Source organism: uncultured Photobacterium sp. (assembly GCF_947039875.1).
Lineage (GTDB): Bacteria > Pseudomonadota > Gammaproteobacteria > Enterobacterales > Vibrionaceae > Photobacterium.
In genome coordinates, this window is sequence record NZ_CAMRAN010000004.1 from 57426 (window position 1) to 75137 (window position 17712).

Below are 17712 nucleotides of genomic sequence, written 5' to 3' on the forward strand. Positions count from 1 at the left end.
TTAATAGCCCACATTTTGTGGGCTATTTTGTTTGTAGGTACAGCTGATATTAATATTTTCGTTGAATAGGCAGGTAATTAAAATAAAGTAATCTTTTCATTATCTGTTAAAATTTATTAATTTAGAGTATCTGCTCTATATTTACGCATTGGCTGGAAAGAGGTTAAAGGTTCATACATGAAGATTAGGCCATTGATGGTGAAGCAACTCACGATTGCATTATTAGTTATCGTCCCAACGGTACATGCTGCACCTGTTAGTTTTAATGATGCATGGCATACTGTTGTTACGACAAATGATGGCTTAGCAGCTGATCGAGCCAGTGTTGAACAAGCACAGTATATGCAAGATGCTGCCAGAGATATGTATTTACCCAAGGTTAGCATTGGGGCGAATTATACGCGTTTAGATCATGATATTAAATTGTCGCCATCAGACATTTTTGGTAGTACTTCTGCTGCACATACTGAAATTGGTCAAGTGATCAATAATATTGTTTCTAATTCACAATTGAACTCGGCATTGACCTCTAATATTTCTGATCGTGATGTATTTACTAGCTCGATTCGGGCCATCTGGCCAATATTTACTGGTGGTCGTATTAATGCTGCTCAAGATATTGCCGAAGGAAAAACAGATCAAGCAAAATATATGTTAGCCATGCAGCAACAAGCAAAATTTGAAGATTTATCCCGTTTTTATTTTGGGGTTGTATTAGCGAAAAATGTATTACAAACGCGAATTGAAGTGGCGAGTGGTTTAAAACATCATTATGAAGACGCAATAAAGCTTGAACAACAAGGCCAAATTGCGCGGGTAGAGCGTCTACAAGCGCAAGCAGCTTATGATAAAGCAAAAGTAGAACAGCAGAAGTCATTACGTGATTTAGAAATCGCGCAAGTAGCATTAACTCAGTTATTAAAGCAAGCGACGCCGGTAATGCCATCAACAGGGCTGTTTATTAATCATTCATTACCACCAATGTCTACTTTTGTTGATAAAACCTTAGCGACGTATCCCGGTTTGCATATTTTGGATGCAAAACGTAAGCAAGCGGGAGGCTTGATAGATGTTGAACAAGGTAAATACTACCCTGAAGTGTACTTATATGGGGATTATAACCTGCATGATAGTGGCAGTTTAGCCGCGACATTGGCACCTGATTGGGCCGTTGGCGTTGGGGTGAGTGTACCACTGATTGATAACTCTGGCCGCTCAGGAAAACTAAGTGCAGCGCATTCAATGGTGACACAAGTTAATCACTTACAAGCGCAAGCACAGCAAGATCTAACGGTATTGGTTGAAAAGACTTACCGTGAAGCGAAACAAGCATTAGAAGAATATAACGGTCTTGCATCTAGTTTAGCACTGGCGAATGAAAACAGTTTATTGCGAGAAAAAGCCTTTGGGCAAGGGCTATCAACCTCATTAGATGTCGTCGATGCCGAGTTATTTGTCGCCAGTATTAAAACGCAACGTTTAGCTGCGGCTTATCAATATGTCGCGAGTTTAACGCGCTTGCTTGCTATCAGTGGCGAGATGAATACATTTAAAAATTATCAGCAATATCAAGGGATCGAGGTTAAATTATAATGAGTAAGTTAAAAGCAATTGCAGTGGCGGTTCCTGTTATCGCAGTGGTTGGATGGCTCGGTTATACCTTTTGGCATGCTTATCAACCTCAACCTGAACGTATGCAAGGTCAAATTGAAGCTCAGCAATATAATATCGCATCTAAAGTGCCCGGGCGTATTGACAAAGTATTGGTACGTAAAGGTGATGAAGTACAACCTGGGCAGTTAATTTTTACTATTTTAAGCCCTGAAATTGATGCTAAATTAGAACAAGCACAAGCGGGTGAACAAGCTGCGGGAGCATTAGCTCAAGAAGCAGAAAATGGCGCACGTATTCAACAGATTGCCGCGGCAAAAGATCAGTGGGGTAAAGCGAAAGCGGCGGCGGCACTGATGCAAAAAACCTATGTTCGTATTAATAACCTATATAAAGATGGTGTATTAGCAGAACAAAAGCGTGACGAAGTGTATACCCAATGGCAAGCGGCTCAATATACAGAAAGTGCTGCTTTCCAGATGTATCAAATGGCTAAAGAAGGGGCGCGTGTTGAAACCAAACGGGCGGCTCAAGAAAAAGTAAAAATGGCAGCAGGCGCTGTTGCTGAAGTTCAAGCCTATGTTGCTGATACAAAAATAAGTAGCTGGCATAAAGGTGAAGTATCACAAGTACTACTACATGATGGAGAATTAGCACCACAAGGTTTTCCCGTGGTTAATATTATCGATATTAGCGATGCTTGGGCTGTATTTAATATTCGTGAAGATAAATTAAAAGACTATCAAGAAGGTAAAACCTTTAACGTGACCATTCCTGCACTAGGAGATAAAAGCTATCAATTAAAAGTGACCCATGTAGCGGTTATGGGTGACTTTGCGACGTGGCGTGCAACCGACACCGCGAAAGGTTTTGATATGCGAACGTTTGAAGTTGAAGCTCGTCCAACTCAACCTATTCAAGGGTTACGAGTTGGTATGAGTGTGATTGTTGAGTAATGATATGGTTGTCTATTCAGCAATAAAAAACGAGTGGCGGACTATTTGGCAAGATAAATGGCTGCGAGCGTTAGTTATTTGGCTACCTGGATTGTTATTTTTGACGATGTGGGCGATTTTTGCGACGGGTATAGCACGTAATTTACCTGTTGGTATTGTGGATCTTGATCATAGCCAAATGTCACGCCAGTTAACGCGCTATATTGATGCCAGCCCAAGTATGGCCGTGACACGCCAGTTTACCGATGATCACACAGCCAGTGCTGCAATGCGGGCTAATGACATTTATGCGATGGTGGTGATCCCCGATAACTATGAAAAAGACGTTAAGTTGGGCCAAGCACCACAAATCACCACTTTTTATAATGGTCAATTTATCTTAATTGGTAAAGTTATTAGCTCGGCAATGCTACAAGTTGAAGGTACCTATAATGCTGGTGTCGAGGCGATAAGGAATATGAGTTCCGGTGCGCCAGTGCCCTTACAAGCATTAGGGCAAGCGGTACCTATTCGTGCTCAAATAACTCCTTTGTTTAATAGTAATAGCCATTATGGTCAATTTTTAGTTTCAGCGATTATTCCGTCTATTTGGCAAATTCTAATTGTAGCAACGACTGTGTTGGCATTAGTACATGAGGCTCGTGGTCAGGGGCTGTGGTGTTGGTTAGCACATACTCCGTGTCAAAAATTATTAGGTAAGTTATTTGCTTATTCTGGTTTGTTTTTAATTCAAGGTGTGCTTTTTTTATGGTGGATGTATGTTGCGCTTGATTGGCCAATGCATGGTCAATGGGGAATATTGATTGTCGCGCAGCTATTTATGGTGTTTGCTTGTCAAAGTATGGGGAGCTTAATTTATTTTGTAGCAATGGAAGCTCCACGGGCAATGAGCTTTGTTGCCGCTTATACTGCACCTGCGTTTGCCTTTATGGGGATCACCTTTCCTGCTACTGATATGCCGATTATTGCTAAAATGTGGCGTGGATTGTTACCCGTTAGCCATTATATTGAAGTGCAATTACAGCAAGTCGATTATGGTAGTGGTTGGTATCAAGCTTTCCATCAATTGGTGGTATTAAGTAGCTTTATTTGCGCTTTATTTTTAGCGATGGGATTAATGTTAGTTCGTCGTAAAAAAGCATTGGTGACTATGGGCACTGTCGCGGGAGATCATCATGAGTTGGGGTGATTTATTTAAACATGAATTAAAAGCCATTTTCAGTAATTTTTCATTGGTATTTACTGTCTTTGGTGGGGTTGTTTTTTATTCATTTTTATATCCTTTACCTTATATAAATGAATTACCACGAGAACAACGGGTGGCAGTGGTTAATCTTGATCATAGCCAAATGAGTCGTGAGTTAATTAGAATGGCGAATGCCACGCCACAAGTTCATATTACAGAACGGCTTGGCAGTATTCATGCCGCGGCAGTTGCGTTAGAAGATCGGCAAGTGGATGGTATTTTGGTGATCCCTGAACATTTTTATCGGGATGTGATGATGGAAACCAGCCCAACATTGGCCTATGCTGGTAATGCTGCCTTATTCTTAGTTTATGGTACGGTGGTTGAAGGCTTAAATGATGCCGGCAATGGCTTAGCCATTAAAGCCAAAATAAACCGTATGATGTTAACCGGAGATGGTGTAGTTGAGGCAACTCAGCATGCGACAGCCATGAAGCTTAATATGCGGCCAGTATTTAATGTCACCATGGGCTACATCAATTATGTTGTACCTGCCGTTTTTGTGTTGATTCTACATCAAACTCTGTTAATTGGGGTTGGAATGATGGGAGCTACAGAGAATGAAGCGCGCGCTGCGGGTAAAACCGGATATTGGGCGCAGTATCCAATTTGGATGGTAATGACGGTACGCGCATGTTTATTTTGTTTGATTTATTTACCTTTAGTGATGTATTACTTTGGTTTTAGTTATGTTTATTACGGTGTGAATCGGTTGGCATCAATAGGTGACTTGATCATGATGACGATCCCATTTTTATTAGCCGTTATCATGCTTGGTATGGTATTGGGCCAATTATTACCACGTTGTGAATTAGTCACATTAGTCGTACTTCTGAGCTCGTTACCACTGGTATTTAGTGCTGGATTTATTTGGCCACCGTCAGCAATACCTACAGCGATTAACTATATTGCGCAACTTGCACCTTCAACTGCGGCAATTAATGGTTTTCTTGGACTTAATCAACTTGGTGCGACATTTGCTCAAGAAATAGATCGTTGGGGACAGCTATGGTTACAGTTTATTGGTTTTGCAGGGATTAGTTATTGGTTAATGCGATGTTCACGACGAATAATTAAATAATAAAAAAGAGCATTTAGGTGCTCTTTTTTTTGCATTTAAATATACGCTGTTTTATATTGGCGCTAGTTGCGTAAATAAGATGTGGCAAATGTTAAAATTACAGCCACACTTAGTAAGTTGAATGAGACTTTAATAGTAGGAGATTGTCTTGAGTCATAAATCGATGACAAATAAAAAAATGATGGTCGCTGTGGCAATGATATTGTCATTCGGTGTTGTAGGCTGTGCTCAAAATCCTTATGGCAATACTTATAATGTTGCTGAAGCTCGTACAATGCAAACTGTTTTGAGTGGGACAATTACCAAGCTAGATGCTGTGACAATGAATTCTGATGGTGAAAGCACGATAGGTACGCTTGCAGGTGCTGCTGTCGGTGGTATTTTAGCCTCGAAAATTGGTGGTGGTTCAGGCTCTGATATTGCAGCTATTGGCGGTGCTCTTGCTGGTGGTGCGTTAGGTAGTAGCGCTGGTGATGCAATTAGTAAACGCCAAGGTGTCAACATTATCATTAAACTGGATAGTGGCCGTACTGTTGCCGTTGTACAGGAAGTTGATCCTAATATGCTCTTTAAAGTTGGACAACGCGTCGATCTTTATCAGCAAGGACGTACAACACGTGTTGTCTCAGCCAATTAATCTGACAGCATGATTGATAAAAAGGCAGTGAGTACTGCCTTTTTTATTGCCTATTATTTAACAATATGATTTTTAACTTTCATTGGTTGTTACTTTGTTAGGGTCAATGTTTCCCTGGATGTTTTTTTGTGAACGTTGAATCTGTTTTTTTTAACAAATTATTATGCTGTTAGTCATGATTTAATTATCATGAGATGCTGTTTTTTTAACACCTTTAACTTTTTGCCCTGTTAATCGTGTATCTGTTGGGGGTTTATCTGGTATGATCAGTCTACTTATCAATGCTGTGAAGGAATATTCCAAAGGTCAAATAATGAACGAATAATTAAATTGTAACTAATTGTGTCAAAGAGTAGGCTGTGCGTTATTCTAAATACCCTCTTTGAACGACGCATATTTAATGAATAATCCTAAGCTCGATGCGACTTATAAACGCCTTCGTTGGCAAATAATTATCACGACTTTCTTAACTTATACAGTGATGTATATTTCAAGAAAAGCGTTTGCCGCTGCGGCACCATTGTTAATGAAAGATCTTGGCATGACTGTGGTTCAGTTTGGTTTAGCCTCATCGATTTATTATATTCTATACGGCCTTTCAAAATTTAGTTCAGGCCTTCTTGCCGATAGAATTAACCCTCGTTTATTTTTAGCTCCAGTACTCGTTGTTATTGCCATTATTAACGTCGGTATTGGTATGACGAACAGTGTCACGATGCTGTTAGTGTTGTATTGTTCAACTGCGATTGTTCAAGGTTGTGGTTTTCCACCTATTGCGAAAGCGATTAGTCAGTGGTATTCAAAATCTGAACGTGGCGGTTGGTATTCACTTTGGAATACTTCGCATAATGTCGGTGGTGCATTAGCCCCATTAATTGCCTCTGCTGTGATCGCTTACACAGGTAACTGGCGTTATGCGTTTTATGTTCCAGCTGCTATTACCGCAGTACAAGCCTTGATTGCCGCTATTTTGATGCGCGGTAAGCCTGAAAATTATGGTCTACCGAACGTTGGTGTATGGCGTAATGATGCGAAACAATTAGAAATTAATGAGCGTTCTGAAGCTGGATTATCAATGTGGGTAATGTTTCAGCGCTACATTTTAACTAACCCAATTATTTGGTTAGCGATTGGCGGTGATTTATGTATCTACGTTATTCGTACTGTTTCAAGTGACTGGGTAAGTGTTTACTTCGTTGATGTGCTGCATTGGGATTTGGTTAAGTCTAATTCTTTAGTGGCTTGGTTTGAAGTCGGCGGTATTGTTGGCGGCTTAACCTCTGGTATTATCTCCGATAAATTCTTTGGTGCCGATCGTTGGAAAACAATTTTAATTTATAGCTTTGTGTTGATTGGCGGTATGGTTGGTGTTGCTCTAACTATCCATTTGAGTTACCTGCTTGTTGCACTATGTTTCTTTATTATCGGTGCTGGTATTTATGCTCCACAGATGCTATTTGCTTTAGGCATTATTGAAGCGTCACATGCTGATGGTGCGGGTGCGGCAACAGGCCTTAAAGGTGGTGTTACATATATTGGTGCTGCGCTTGCTGGTGCGCCGATTGCAATGATTGAAACTGCTTATTCATGGAATGGTGTGTTTACATTGTTAGCTGCTATCGCTGTAACATTAGTTGTGTTAATTTGCGTTATTATCCGCGTTGATAGTAAACGTTTACCTATGTAATATTTTGATTTTATAGGTAATAAAAAAGCGACCATCATGGTCGCTTTTTTTGTATTTCGATATTAGTAATAATAAAAGATGAAAAATTTATACCGCAGATTATCGAATAGAGTTCAACATAAAATCCATCACAGGATCTATATCGGCATCAATATCCAATGCTTTTGGCATAAAGCTTGGTGTATTCAAAATACCACGTTCAATCAGTTCATCGAGTAACGGCTTAAATTCAAACCCTGTTTTACCAATAAATAATGAGGTTAAGTCTTCTGTTTGGTATGCATGAATGGCATCTTTTAAGCCGCGTAAATAAAGGAAGTCTTTTGTAAAACCACCTCCACGATAAGCTCGCGCAGTAATGGTAAAGGCTTCATCATCGCACACGTCATAATCATGACGTAAACTATTAAAACAATCGTTAAAACTATCGCCATTAACCATCATTTCAACCGCAACCACACGTAACGCCAATGTTTTTAAGCGATGCAGTGGAAAGTTGCCAGATAAATGTTCACATAAAATCGCAAGACCTTCTTGAGTATGGGTATTACCCGGTAAGCCTAGTTGTAAAATTTTAAGTGGTTGTCTTTCAGCGTTTACTGAAGTAACAAGGTGAACACCTAATTCATGGTGAATCAAGGCGTCTAAATCATCTTGAGTAAAGCGGCTATTTGGATTAACTTTAATCACTTTGCCACTCACCATCGCGCGAGCAATTAATTGCTTTGATGATACTACTTTACAAGGGATATCATATTCAGCCGCCGCGATTTTAAAGGCTTCGATAGCTTCTTTGGCATTGATATTTGCAGGTTGTTGATCTTTATATTCACACGCATGCAAAATAAATTTTGCATTGGCGATATCACGCTCATCAGGCTGGCCGTAATAACGCAGTGAGTTATATAAAAACTCATCAGTACCAATGCTACAAAGCAAATCAATACGTACAGCTAACTGATCGATGACCTTACGGTACATTTTTTGTACATCAGCATCACGGATTGTTTCAACGGGTAAGCGATAAAGCTGCTCACGGAATTTATACGGATCCAAATCCAGTTGACGGTAAGTGAATTGTGGCTGATAACTGTATGGCTTATTTAAAAAACGTCTTTTTTCTTGTTTTAAGTTAGTAGGGTTAATATAGCTTAAGGTATTAATTCCTCGTGCTATTTTATACAGCTTACGGTCAAGATTAAGTACTTCTTTGGAAAGATTCGATGCTAAAACATCACTGCCTGTAAGTCCTTTCGCTTTGGTGCGTTTTGTGATCGTAAACGCTGCGTGTTCAGTGATTACTGTTTTCATTGATTCTTTTAGTTTTTCAATCACGAGAGGATAGGCTTCACCCCCTTCTTCGTTCATGAAAATCTTCTTCACCTCAATCGGTATAATTAAGGTATTTTTGAAATGTTGCTTAATAAAAGCGGCTTGATAGCCTAAACCTTTAAAAATATCATTCTCAAGTGCATTAACATCAATATTAGGCAGCTCAATATTGTTAAGCCCTTCTAACAGGACATCAATTTCTTTGCGCCAGCGACGACGATTAATCTGCATAGTACCTACATTAAATGTCGGTGTTGCAGTATCAATGCGTTGGTAATTGTACGAATGAATGTCGTAAATTAGGCATAGTCCAAATTGCAGCTCTAACGTCTCTACTAAGCACTGAAGAATACGGTAGTAACTTTGGTGTTTAGCCAAGGTTATTTCGCGTTCAGCATCACTGATAGGCGTTGACCAAACATTCTTACCCCATGCGTCATCATAGATGCAATTTTCGGGTGTACGATTGAGATCATACTCATAACGTGAATCTTCACCTTGTAATACAATCGGTAATGAAGAAATAAAATCACCAGTAAAGGGATCTTCTTCAAAATAACGTTCTTCTTCAGTCAATGCACACTGTGATTGCAATGACTGACGTAGTTTATGACCGTTATGGATCGCTGTTGCGATATAAGGCTGATACTCACTGATGCGAATCATTAAGCTGCCATCATTGAGATGGGCTTCAAATGGCGTAAGAGTGCGGATTTTTTCTAAAATTTCTAACTCAGTAAGCTGCATCTGCAATTACCTTCCGAAAATCGTTTTTGCGAGTGATGCCAACTTCTTTTGCCATCACAACGCTTTCTACAAAATCCAGCACATTACGCTGTAACTTCACACGGTTTAAGCGATTAATACGGGTAATGCCGCCTGGACTTAACACATTGACTTCAACTAATTTGCCGTTAATCACGTCTAAACCAACGAAGTAAAGGCCATCACGGACTAACTTAGCACCAATGTGCTTACAAAGGGCAAGTTCTTGCTTAGTCAGCACGTGTTTTACTTCGCGGCCACCTGCATGAATATTTGAGCGTACATCACCTTCTGCTGGGATACGACGCATAGCGCCAATAGGCTCACCATTTAGTAGCATGATGCGCACGTCGCCTTGTTCTGCGCCTTCAATGTAGTCCTGAAGAATCACGTAGTTCTGATCATCTCCAATGTAGAAATCTAATAGTGATTTCACACTTGATTTAGCGCTCTTTTCAATCAAGATCACGCCTTTTCCGCCGTAACCATTTAACGGCTTAAGGATCATGCGTTCTTGTGGTGATTCATCAAGAACACGTTCAAGGTAATCACGGTTTTTAGATACATGAGTAACAGGAATAAATTCTTTGTTTGGATCGGGTAATGAAGCGGTATAAAGTTTATTATTTGCCACACGTAGGCCATCAATATCGTTAACGATAAAGGTATGGTCGCGTACTGAATCAAGGAAGTTCAGCGCCATGGTGTCTAATGGCGGGTTAGCACGCATAAAGATAACGTCAAATCCCGCTAATGGTAGTTCGGCGTTATTAAATTCAGCTTTGCGGTAGAAGCTTGGAATATTGTTTGAGACTTCACCTTTTTTTAATACGTTGCAGAAAGCAATTGCCATACTGTCGCGCATGGTTAAGTTACTCGGTGTTGTGATTGCAACCGTGTGACCGCGACTTGCGGCTTCATGAATCAGGCGCAAAGTAGAGTCGTTTTCTGCTTCAACGCGTTCCCACGGATACATAACAAAACAAATTTTCATAGCTATACCAAAAAGTGGCCTGTTAAATTATCGTACAGGCTAATATAAAGAAATAAGCCATCACACAGAGTGGGATGGCTTCATTTTGTTGGCGATTGTTTTGAAAATCCGTTTCTGTAAGTGCTATTTAATAATCGATATCGTTATCAGTGCCACTATCGCTATCATCATCTTCACCGTAAGAGCCTGTCGTATGAGCTCGTTGTGAAACACATAATGTATAACTACGTGTTTTATGACTGGTATGGTTTAGGTATTTGAGCCAACATTTACCAAATTCAGACACTGCCTGTTGTTGACCTTGAATCTCAGCTAAGAACTGAATTTCAGAATCATCAATAGGTTGGGTGGTGCCGTCAAATAGAGCCCGCATAGAACGTCCATAATTTTCTAAGACGCTGGCTTCACTAATAGTAAAAATACCCGAGCGGTTAAAGCCGCGTGGGAAATTTTTATCGTCGTAAAATTTACCTTCACTTCTCATTCATAAAGTCCTTGATGTGATTTGCGCTGATATTTATCCAGACTTGCGAAGTTGTAAATCAATTATTTTTTATTGTTACGATGAAAATATTTAATTAATATTCAGTGATAATAGGTTGTACTATTCTATAAGGTATTAACATTGAATTTATTCGCTATATAATGACAGGCTTATACCGTTTTTTTTATTTAACCTACTCTTATTATTGAGAATATTTCCGTGGATACTGAATTACTTAAAACGTTCTTGGAAGTTACCAAAACACGTCACTTTGGTCGTGCTGCAGATAACTTATATTTGACCCAATCTGCAGTTAGCTTTCGTATCCGCCAGCTTGAGTCACAATTAGGTAATCCGCTATTTTCTCGTCAGCGTGGAAATGTGCATCTTACTGCTGCTGGTGAACGTTTACAGCCTTATGCAGAAGCAATTTTGCAAACTTGGGGTCGGGCTAAACAAGATGTGGCGTTAACTGATAGCCTAAATACCCAGCTAGCGATTGGCGCATCACCTTTATTTTGGGAGTTTGATGGTATCTCAGCTTGGATTAATCATATTTATGCCACTGTGCCTGGTCTTGCTTTACGTTTAGAGTCTGTAAAACGAGAAGGTATGGCAAAACGATTGTTTGATAAAAGTATTGATTTGTTCATTACCAGTGAACCTCCTAAAATTGAAAACTTATATGTTCAAAAAGTACGTGATTATCAATTACAGCTAGTGACTCATCAGCCTAATTGTAATGTACATAGTGTGCGTGACATGCCTTTAATCTATCTTGATTGGGGAACCCGTTTTTCGGTGGAACACAGTCGCATACCTGAATTACAGCGTACGCCTGTACTGCATACCCATTCATGCAAAATGGCACTCGATTATCTTTTGGCAAATGGCGGAGTCGGATATTTCCCTTCTTTTGTTGTTGGTAATAGTGCTGTTTCAGATAAATTGTATGTTGTTGAAGACGCACCAATTATGGAGCAAAGTCTTTATTTAGTATGGCGCGAAGGTAGTGAAAAAGAAGCATTAATTAATGCAATTGTCGATGTTCCGTTTCAGAATGTGATCGAAAGCATTTGATGTGAATTATTTATCATTACCAGTAAAATAACTTGTTGTACGGGAGCGAATTCCTGAATTAGTCTAAGAAAAAATACTGCTAGGGTTAGAAACAATGAGCTATGGACCGGATTGTCTGTCATGTTTTTTACATCAACTTAGCACTGTTTTGTCACAATAGAACATTACAATTGCCAGTGTTCTATTTTAATAATTATCTACTCTGGATGTAGTTCAGGAAACGCAAATGGCTAAGTTAAACCAAAAATTTCACAAAGGCAGCAAATCAAAATTCAATTCTGAATTTGCAGATGATTTTCAGGATTTAGATCTGCAATCTCGTGGTAAGAAGAAACGTCGTGTGACTCGTTCGCGTTTCGATAGCCCGGAGTACAGCGATTTCGATTATTAATAGTGATGTGTAATTCACGATAAAAGATCGGCAATTAAGCATTAAAAAAGGCGTACCTAGAAGGGTACGCCTTTTTATTATTTAATCGTGTTACAAAATATATGCTGTCGTGATAAATATAATAACTAGCAGTTATGATGCACTTTTTTGTTCACTTAACGTAGCATAACGGTGTAGCAACTCAGTTAACACACTGACCCAATCAAACGCATTATCTGGTGCATTGATTAAGATTTTTTCTACTTCAGCACAGTGTTGTTCTAATGTTATTGCTTCTTCTAGCTGAAAAGATATGGCATAAAAATGCCATAATAATAAACGGATCATACGCTCACTATTTTGTTTGGCATTATCAGAATCAGAAAATGCAACATTTACTTCCCCTAAGGCAATTGCTGTCATGCGTAGCATCGCATCAAACTGGGTTGATTTTAAACGCTCGTCACTATCAATTTCTTCTTGATCAAAGGTAAATATTTCTTGCATTACATCTTCTGGTACCATACGACCGATTACGCGAAGACTAAATTCTTCTAATTCATGTCGCGGCATGGTTAAAAGGCAGTTTAAAGTATAATCACGTTGCATATAATTTCTCGCAGATACCACGACGCCGATCAGGATTGATCATAGGCGAATAAATAAAGAAGCGTATTTTGGAGTATTTATGTCTAAAAGGCTAATAAAACCCAAATTGATAGATTAGTGTGAAAATATCTGGCAACGTGATGATAACCAAATTTACATATTAAGTTATAGTAATTCTATTTAAAATCAGTGTGCAAATACTGGTATCATTTAGTGAATGCTTTACCAAAATACGTTGGCTGCCACCCTGATTTATAAGGTGGTAAGGACGAACTTATTACATTGAACAGGCTTATGACGTCAAATAATCAACAAACACCTTCTCAAGTGCCTCAAACAAAGAAAAAGCGCAGTATTATTGTGCGTACCTTAATTGGTGCTGCATTAATTGGTACCGCTGGTATGGCTTATTTAGGTTATGACTTAAACCAACAAATTAGCGCTAAGTTTGCAGGTCAATTATGGCAATTGCCTTCTGTTGTTTATGCGCGTGAAATGGCATTACAGCCTGGGGCGCCGATAACATATAACACCTTAGTTAATGAACTTAAAGTATTAGGGTATCAAAAGGTTGCGAACCCAGATCAAAGTGGCGAATACTCAGCTAACGGTTGGAAAGTTGATTTTGTCCGTCGACCATTTAATTTTAAAGAAGGGCCGGAAGGGGCGCGGCATGTTTCGGTGTCGTTTAATAATGACAGCATTACTCGTATCATGGATTTAGATTCTAATCGTGAGTTAGGCTTTTTGCACATAGATCCTAAAATGTTAGGGATGCTAGAAGCCCATTCAGATGAACAGCGTATTTATTTACCTGAAGATAAAATGCCTAAATTGTTAGTCGCAGGATTGATTGACACGGAAGATCGCCATTTTTATGAGCATGATGGTATTTCATTAGTGGGTATTGCGCGTGCATTTATTGCCAATATTAAAGCAGGTCATACTGTTCAAGGTGGTAGTACACTAACGCAACAGTTAGCGAAGAACATGTTTTTAAGTAGTCAGCGTTCATTTTGGCGTAAATTCAAAGAAGCTTACATGGCGATCATTATTGATACTCGCTATGGCAAACAAGAAGTCCTTGATGCCTACATGAACCAAGTGTATCTGGCTCAGTTTGGCGGGCATGGGATCCATGGTTTTGCTTTAGCATCACGATACTATTTTGATCGCCCATTATCTGAGTTACGGGTTGATCAGCTTGCTCTATTAATTGGTATGGTAAAAGGGCCAACCTATTACAACCCTTGGCGTCATCCAGAGCGAGCTAAAGAACGCCGCAATATCGTCTTAGGTCTAATGAACAAAGATGGCGAAATCAGTGATAAAGTTTATCAAACTTCGATTAAGTTGCCGCTGGATATTCAGAAGAAAGGTCAATTGGCTAAACGTCAACCAGCCTATTTTGATCAAATTAAAACCGAACTTGAACAAAAAGCAGGTACAGCGTTTGAAGCTGGTAAAGGATTACGCATTTTTACCTCATTGGATCCTCAATCACAAAAATTAGCCGAAGAAGCGGTTGCTCAAGTCATGCCTGAAGTGCAAAAACGCGCAGGTAAGGACTTACAAACCGCAGTGGTTATTGTAGATCGTACCACTGGTGAAATTCGCGCGATGATCGGTGGCGATAAACCTGGATTTGCAGGTTATAACCGTGCGATAAATGCCCAGCGTCAAGTGGGATCCGTGATTAAACCTGCGCTGTATCTCAGTGCGTTGGAAAATCCAGCACAGTTTAGTCTTACAACGTCATTAAAAGATCAACCGTTATCGATCAAAATGCATGATGGTGCAACTTGGAGCCCACGTAATTACGATCGTCAATACCGTGGTGAAGTGCCATTATTTGTTGCACTGGCTAAGTCATACAACGTGCCAACGGTGAACTTAGGCATGGCTGTTGGTGTTGATAAAGTAACCGATACGTTAACTAAATTAGGTATTCCACGGGAAGCCATTCCTCAAGTTCCTTCTTTATTTCTTGGTTCAATTAGCTTATCACCGCTAGACGTAGCACAAATGTATCAGGGGATTGGTAATGAAGGCTCTTTAGCACCGCTAACGGCGTTGAATGCTGTTGTTGATGAGAATGGTAAAGTATTGTATCAAAACTGGCCTAAAGCAGCAGAAGTTGTACCACCGCAAGCGGCATGGCTAACTATGTTTGCACTACAAGATACGGTTAAATTTGGTACAGCTCATTCATTGAATAAACTGTTTCCAAATACTCATTTAGCCGGAAAAACAGGTACGACGAATAATGGCCGTGATAGCTGGTATGTGGGTATTGATGGCCGTGAAGTCGTTACTGTTTGGATGGGGCGCGATGATAATAAGAGTACCCATTTAACGGGGGCGAGTGGTGCCTTGCGTCTTTATACTAACTATATTCAACATCGCAAGCCTGAGCCATTATTACTGCGCCAACCTGCAAATATAGAAGCTGAAAAATATAATATTGCCGCAGATGGTGAGTATATTCCAAGTTGTGCAGGTAAAACTCGAATGCCTATTTGGGACCCACATGGCGATCTTAAACAAAACTGCCAAGTCGAAAAAGTAAAACATAAAGTTGAAGGTTTTTTCAATAATTTGTTTAACTGGTAATTAGTACTTACTATCAAAAAGCCTCCTGCTATGGAGGCTTTTTCATATATAGATGGTTCGTGTTTTAGCGATTGATTCAGTACAATGTTCGCTTGCAATATAAAATGAGTAAACCGTGATGCGCTTTTTAAAATCGTCAGTACACACTGACTTAACCAAGCTTGATCTCAAGTCAGCTACATTAGCAATATATCATCGCCAAGCAACACGCGCGATTGTACTAAATGGTGATAATATTTTGATGTTATATACTGCTCGTTATCATGATTACACTCTACCCGGAGGTGGCATTGACGCCGGAGAAGATCAGGTTCAAGGATTAATTCGAGAGTTAGCTGAAGAGACCGGCGCGATGAATGTGCGTGATATTAAACCGTTTGGATTATATGAAGAGTTTAGACCTTGGTATAAAGCTGAATATGATATTGTTCATATGGAATCATTTTGTTATACCTGCACGATTGATGAACAATTAGGTAAAACACAACTAGAAGATTATGAGCAGAAAAATGGTATGAGACCAGTATGGATTAATATTTTTGATGCTATTGCTCATAATGAACACACCATGCAGTTTTCTGATAAAAAAGGCATGTCTATTGAACGCGAAACGTTTTTATTAAAACGTATTGTTGCTGAATTATTAGCCACACCGATAGCGCAATAGTTGGCAATAAATAGCAAGACTCACAATATCATTTAGCTGTTGTAAGCCTTGAAATAAACTTATTTTTTTGCAACACGTTTAAAGCTAACTGTATGATTATCTGAGCTTAAAATTAAGGTATTATTATTGACTAAAAAATCAGAAGGGCCAGTTAGCATTTTTTTCACAAAACCATCAACCGTTGCTTGCTCTGTTTGAATGCACATTTTTTGGGTTGATACTAAGTTTTTGGTTGTAATATCTTGAGTTGTTACGCGTATTTTACCGGTTAGTGTATTACAACCAGAATAGGTAACATTAAGATTTTTATTAATAATTAGTTGTGGCTTAGTGGTTAAAGTATCGATAGGTTGAGTATAACCATCAATAGAACTTACTGCCCACGTATTAATAAGATCTGGTGTATTTTGGGATGAATTTGCACAACCTGTTAATATAGTTGTAATAAATAGCGCTGTTAGTAACGTTTTTTTCATGGAGATTCTCTTAATCTTATTGTCGATGTCTACCGTAAGGTATTGAGATTTATTTGTTTTCTATATTGATAATCAGCGATAGTGGGAATATGAATGTGTAGTAATTATCTATTGCCGATTATATCCGCTTGCTAATGAAAAAAACGGACGTCAAGTGTGACAAAGATCGTTAAAAATGTAAATATTCAGTTGCTAAATAATAGAATATTAATAGAGTAAATATCTACATGGTATTTATTGTTTTTAATATGATAGATTATCTTATGAGGGTATTTGTCTTGGACGTACTCTTTTTTAACAGTGGCTATTTAAGTTATTTATATCGTTATTAGGGTATTTATGTTTAAAAAACAGCATCTTATGCAATTGGCAAATATGAAAATGCCATTTGGTAAATATGCAGGTCGAGTGTTAATCGATTTGCCTGATGAATATTTATTATGGTTTCAAAAGCAGGGTTTCCCTGAAGGGCAGTTGGGTATATTAATGGCGCTAGCGCTTGAATTTAAAATAGAAGGATTAGAATCAGTGATTCGTCCTTTGAGGCAGGTTTAGTCAAGTGTTGAAATATAATTATCGTTGTTTACATAAAATTATCATCGTGGTTATCACTAGCGTTGTATTCACTGGGTGCGCGCAACCTAAAACAGTTAGCGAGTTAACGTTTCTTGACCCTAATTTTAAGCGTTGTGTTGTTGCGCAAGGTAAAGATAATATTCAACAAATTACGTCGTTAAAGTGCAGTCATTTTAATATACGAGATGCGCGTGAAATACGTTATTTAACTGATCTGAATAGTTTAGATTTATCATCAAATAGGCTGACTTATCTTGATATTAGTCACAATCGTCAATTACAACTTGTAAGTGTTGAACATAATAAATTGTCTCATTTAGATTTGACCGATAATCCTCAGTTAAAAATTGTTAATGTTAGTTTTAATCATTTAAAAAAATTAGATGTGAGTGATAACCCGCTACTCATGTACTTAAATTATGATAAAACTTTGATTAAAAATGTCGATATTCGCCATAACCCTCGCTTACTTGCTCCCTTTGATGCTATCTATGTGCCAAATGGCCCAACAATAAGTGGAGAATAGTA

17 protein-coding genes are annotated in these 17712 nt (G+C 38.8%); 12 read left to right on the top strand and 5 right to left on the bottom strand.

Going from position 1 to position 17712, the window contains the following annotated elements; translation table 11 throughout:
- Positions 1-177 precede the first annotated feature (177 nt).
- The 6 genes from Q0V26_RS02510 (at position 178) to Q0V26_RS02535 (ending at position 7218) form a co-directional block, all read left to right on the top strand.
- Positions 178-1593, top strand: coding sequence for a TolC family protein (locus Q0V26_RS02510; protein ID WP_297476495.1), 1416 nt, complete (start codon positions 178-180; stop codon positions 1591-1593).
- On the top strand, positions 1593-2567 hold the full coding sequence (locus tag Q0V26_RS02515) for an efflux RND transporter periplasmic adaptor subunit (RefSeq protein WP_297476497.1): 975 nt from the start codon (positions 1593-1595) through the stop codon (positions 2565-2567). The genes Q0V26_RS02510 and Q0V26_RS02515 overlap by 1 nt, the downstream gene beginning before the upstream one ends.
- Positions 2568-2571: 4 nt before the next feature.
- Positions 2572-3756: an ABC transporter permease gene (locus Q0V26_RS02520; RefSeq protein ID WP_297476499.1), complete on the top strand. Its 1185-nt coding sequence runs from the start codon at positions 2572-2574 to the stop codon at positions 3754-3756.
- Entirely contained in the window at positions 3743-4894 is a 1152-nt protein-coding gene (locus tag Q0V26_RS02525) for an ABC transporter permease (protein WP_297476501.1), read from the top strand. Before Q0V26_RS02520 ends, Q0V26_RS02525 begins: the two co-directional genes overlap by 14 nt.
- A gap of 163 nt (positions 4895-5057) precedes the next feature.
- A complete protein-coding gene (locus Q0V26_RS02530) occupies positions 5058-5531 on the top strand; it encodes a glycine zipper 2TM domain-containing protein (RefSeq protein WP_297476660.1) in 474 nt (157 codons plus the stop codon).
- A 400-nt stretch (positions 5532-5931) separates the two neighbouring features.
- Entirely contained in the window at positions 5932-7218 is a 1287-nt protein-coding gene (locus Q0V26_RS02535) for an MFS transporter (RefSeq protein ID WP_297476504.1), read from the top strand.
- Positions 7219-7317: 99 nt separating this feature from the next.
- Here Q0V26_RS02535 and Q0V26_RS02540 read toward each other — a convergent pair whose 3' ends face one another.
- From Q0V26_RS02540 to Q0V26_RS02550, 3 genes are all read right to left on the bottom strand, one after another.
- Positions 7318-9297: a flavohemoglobin expression-modulating QEGLA motif protein gene (locus Q0V26_RS02540; protein WP_297476507.1), complete on the bottom strand. Its 1980-nt coding sequence runs from the start codon at positions 9295-9297 to the stop codon at positions 7318-7320.
- Positions 9284-10309, bottom strand: coding sequence for a glutathione synthase (gshB, locus tag Q0V26_RS02545; RefSeq protein ID WP_297476509.1), 1026 nt, complete (start codon positions 10307-10309; stop codon positions 9284-9286). Before gshB ends, Q0V26_RS02540 begins: the two co-directional genes overlap by 14 nt.
- A 127-nt stretch (positions 10310-10436) precedes the next feature.
- Complete coding sequence (locus tag Q0V26_RS02550; RefSeq protein WP_297476512.1) at positions 10437-10793, bottom strand: DUF413 domain-containing protein; 357 nt, start codon at positions 10791-10793, stop codon at positions 10437-10439.
- Between the two features lie 219 nt (positions 10794-11012).
- Here Q0V26_RS02550 and hdfR point away from each other — a divergent pair, with 219 nt between their 5' ends.
- On the top strand, positions 11013-11873 hold the full coding sequence (gene hdfR, locus Q0V26_RS02555) for an HTH-type transcriptional regulator HdfR (RefSeq protein ID WP_297476514.1): 861 nt from the start codon (positions 11013-11015) through the stop codon (positions 11871-11873).
- 226 nt (positions 11874-12099) lie between these two features.
- A complete protein-coding gene (locus tag Q0V26_RS02560) occupies positions 12100-12264 on the top strand; it encodes a hypothetical protein (protein ID WP_162836320.1) in 165 nt (54 codons plus the stop codon).
- Between the two features lie 132 nt (positions 12265-12396).
- Here Q0V26_RS02560 and Q0V26_RS02565 read toward each other — a convergent pair whose 3' ends face one another.
- Positions 12397-12852: an exoribonuclease R gene (locus Q0V26_RS02565; protein WP_297476519.1), complete on the bottom strand. Its 456-nt coding sequence runs from the start codon at positions 12850-12852 to the stop codon at positions 12397-12399.
- Positions 12853-13146: 294 nt separating this feature from the next.
- Here Q0V26_RS02565 and mrcB point away from each other — a divergent pair, with 294 nt between their 5' ends.
- Positions 13147-15465, top strand: a complete 2319-nt coding sequence (mrcB, locus tag Q0V26_RS02570) for a penicillin-binding protein 1B (RefSeq protein WP_297476521.1) — start codon at positions 13147-13149, stop codon at positions 15463-15465.
- 118 nt (positions 15466-15583) lie between these two features.
- On the top strand, positions 15584-16132 hold the full coding sequence (locus Q0V26_RS02575; protein WP_297476662.1) for an NUDIX hydrolase: 549 nt from the start codon (positions 15584-15586) through the stop codon (positions 16130-16132).
- A 59-nt stretch (positions 16133-16191) separates the two neighbouring features.
- Here the strand turns inward: Q0V26_RS02575 and Q0V26_RS02580 are convergent, their stop codons facing one another.
- Entirely contained in the window at positions 16192-16608 is a 417-nt protein-coding gene (locus tag Q0V26_RS02580) for an META domain-containing protein (RefSeq protein WP_297476523.1), read from the bottom strand.
- Positions 16609-16947: 339 nt separating this feature from the next.
- Here Q0V26_RS02580 and Q0V26_RS02585 point away from each other — a divergent pair, with 339 nt between their 5' ends.
- A complete protein-coding gene (locus tag Q0V26_RS02585) occupies positions 16948-17163 on the top strand; it encodes a DUF3820 family protein (protein ID WP_297476525.1) in 216 nt (71 codons plus the stop codon).
- A 4-nt stretch (positions 17164-17167) separates the two neighbouring features.
- Positions 17168-17710 carry a hypothetical protein gene (locus Q0V26_RS02590; protein WP_297476527.1) on the top strand — a complete coding sequence of 181 codons (543 nt, stop codon included), beginning with the start codon at positions 17168-17170 and terminating at the stop codon, positions 17708-17710.
- Positions 17711-17712 lie beyond the last annotated feature (2 nt).

What these genes read in the sequence shown, in the direction of transcription:
- Q0V26_RS02510 (WP_297476495.1), top strand. Translation starts at nt 178, where the DNA reads ATGAAGATTAGGCCATTGATGGTGAAGCAACTCACGATTGCATTATTA.
- Q0V26_RS02515 (WP_297476497.1), top strand. Translation starts at nt 1,593, where the DNA reads ATGAGTAAGTTAAAAGCAATTGCAGTGGCGGTTCCTGTTATCGCAGTG.
- Q0V26_RS02520 (WP_297476499.1), top strand. Translation starts at nt 2,572, where the DNA reads ATGGTTGTCTATTCAGCAATAAAAAACGAGTGGCGGACTATTTGGCAA.
- Q0V26_RS02525 (WP_297476501.1), top strand. Translation starts at nt 3,743, where the DNA reads ATGAGTTGGGGTGATTTATTTAAACATGAATTAAAAGCCATTTTCAGT.
- Q0V26_RS02530 (WP_297476660.1), top strand. Translation starts at nt 5,058, where the DNA reads ATGACAAATAAAAAAATGATGGTCGCTGTGGCAATGATATTGTCATTC.
- Q0V26_RS02535 (WP_297476504.1), top strand. Translation starts at nt 5,932, where the DNA reads ATGAATAATCCTAAGCTCGATGCGACTTATAAACGCCTTCGTTGGCAA.
- Q0V26_RS02540 (WP_297476507.1), bottom strand. Translation starts at nt 9,297, where the DNA reads ATGCAGCTTACTGAGTTAGAAATTTTAGAAAAAATCCGCACTCTTACG.
- gshB (WP_297476509.1), bottom strand. Translation starts at nt 10,309, where the DNA reads ATGAAAATTTGTTTTGTTATGTATCCGTGGGAACGCGTTGAAGCAGAA.
- Q0V26_RS02550 (WP_297476512.1), bottom strand. Translation starts at nt 10,793, where the DNA reads ATGAGAAGTGAAGGTAAATTTTACGACGATAAAAATTTCCCACGCGGC.
- Q0V26_RS02560 (WP_162836320.1), top strand. Translation starts at nt 12,100, where the DNA reads ATGGCTAAGTTAAACCAAAAATTTCACAAAGGCAGCAAATCAAAATTC.
- Q0V26_RS02565 (WP_297476519.1), bottom strand. Translation starts at nt 12,852, where the DNA reads ATGCAACGTGATTATACTTTAAACTGCCTTTTAACCATGCCGCGACAT.
- mrcB (WP_297476521.1), top strand. Translation starts at nt 13,147, where the DNA reads ATGACGTCAAATAATCAACAAACACCTTCTCAAGTGCCTCAAACAAAG.
- Q0V26_RS02575 (WP_297476662.1), top strand. Translation starts at nt 15,584, where the DNA reads ATGCGCTTTTTAAAATCGTCAGTACACACTGACTTAACCAAGCTTGAT.
- Q0V26_RS02580 (WP_297476523.1), bottom strand. Translation starts at nt 16,608, where the DNA reads ATGAAAAAAACGTTACTAACAGCGCTATTTATTACAACTATATTAACA.
- Q0V26_RS02585 (WP_297476525.1), top strand. Translation starts at nt 16,948, where the DNA reads ATGTTTAAAAAACAGCATCTTATGCAATTGGCAAATATGAAAATGCCA.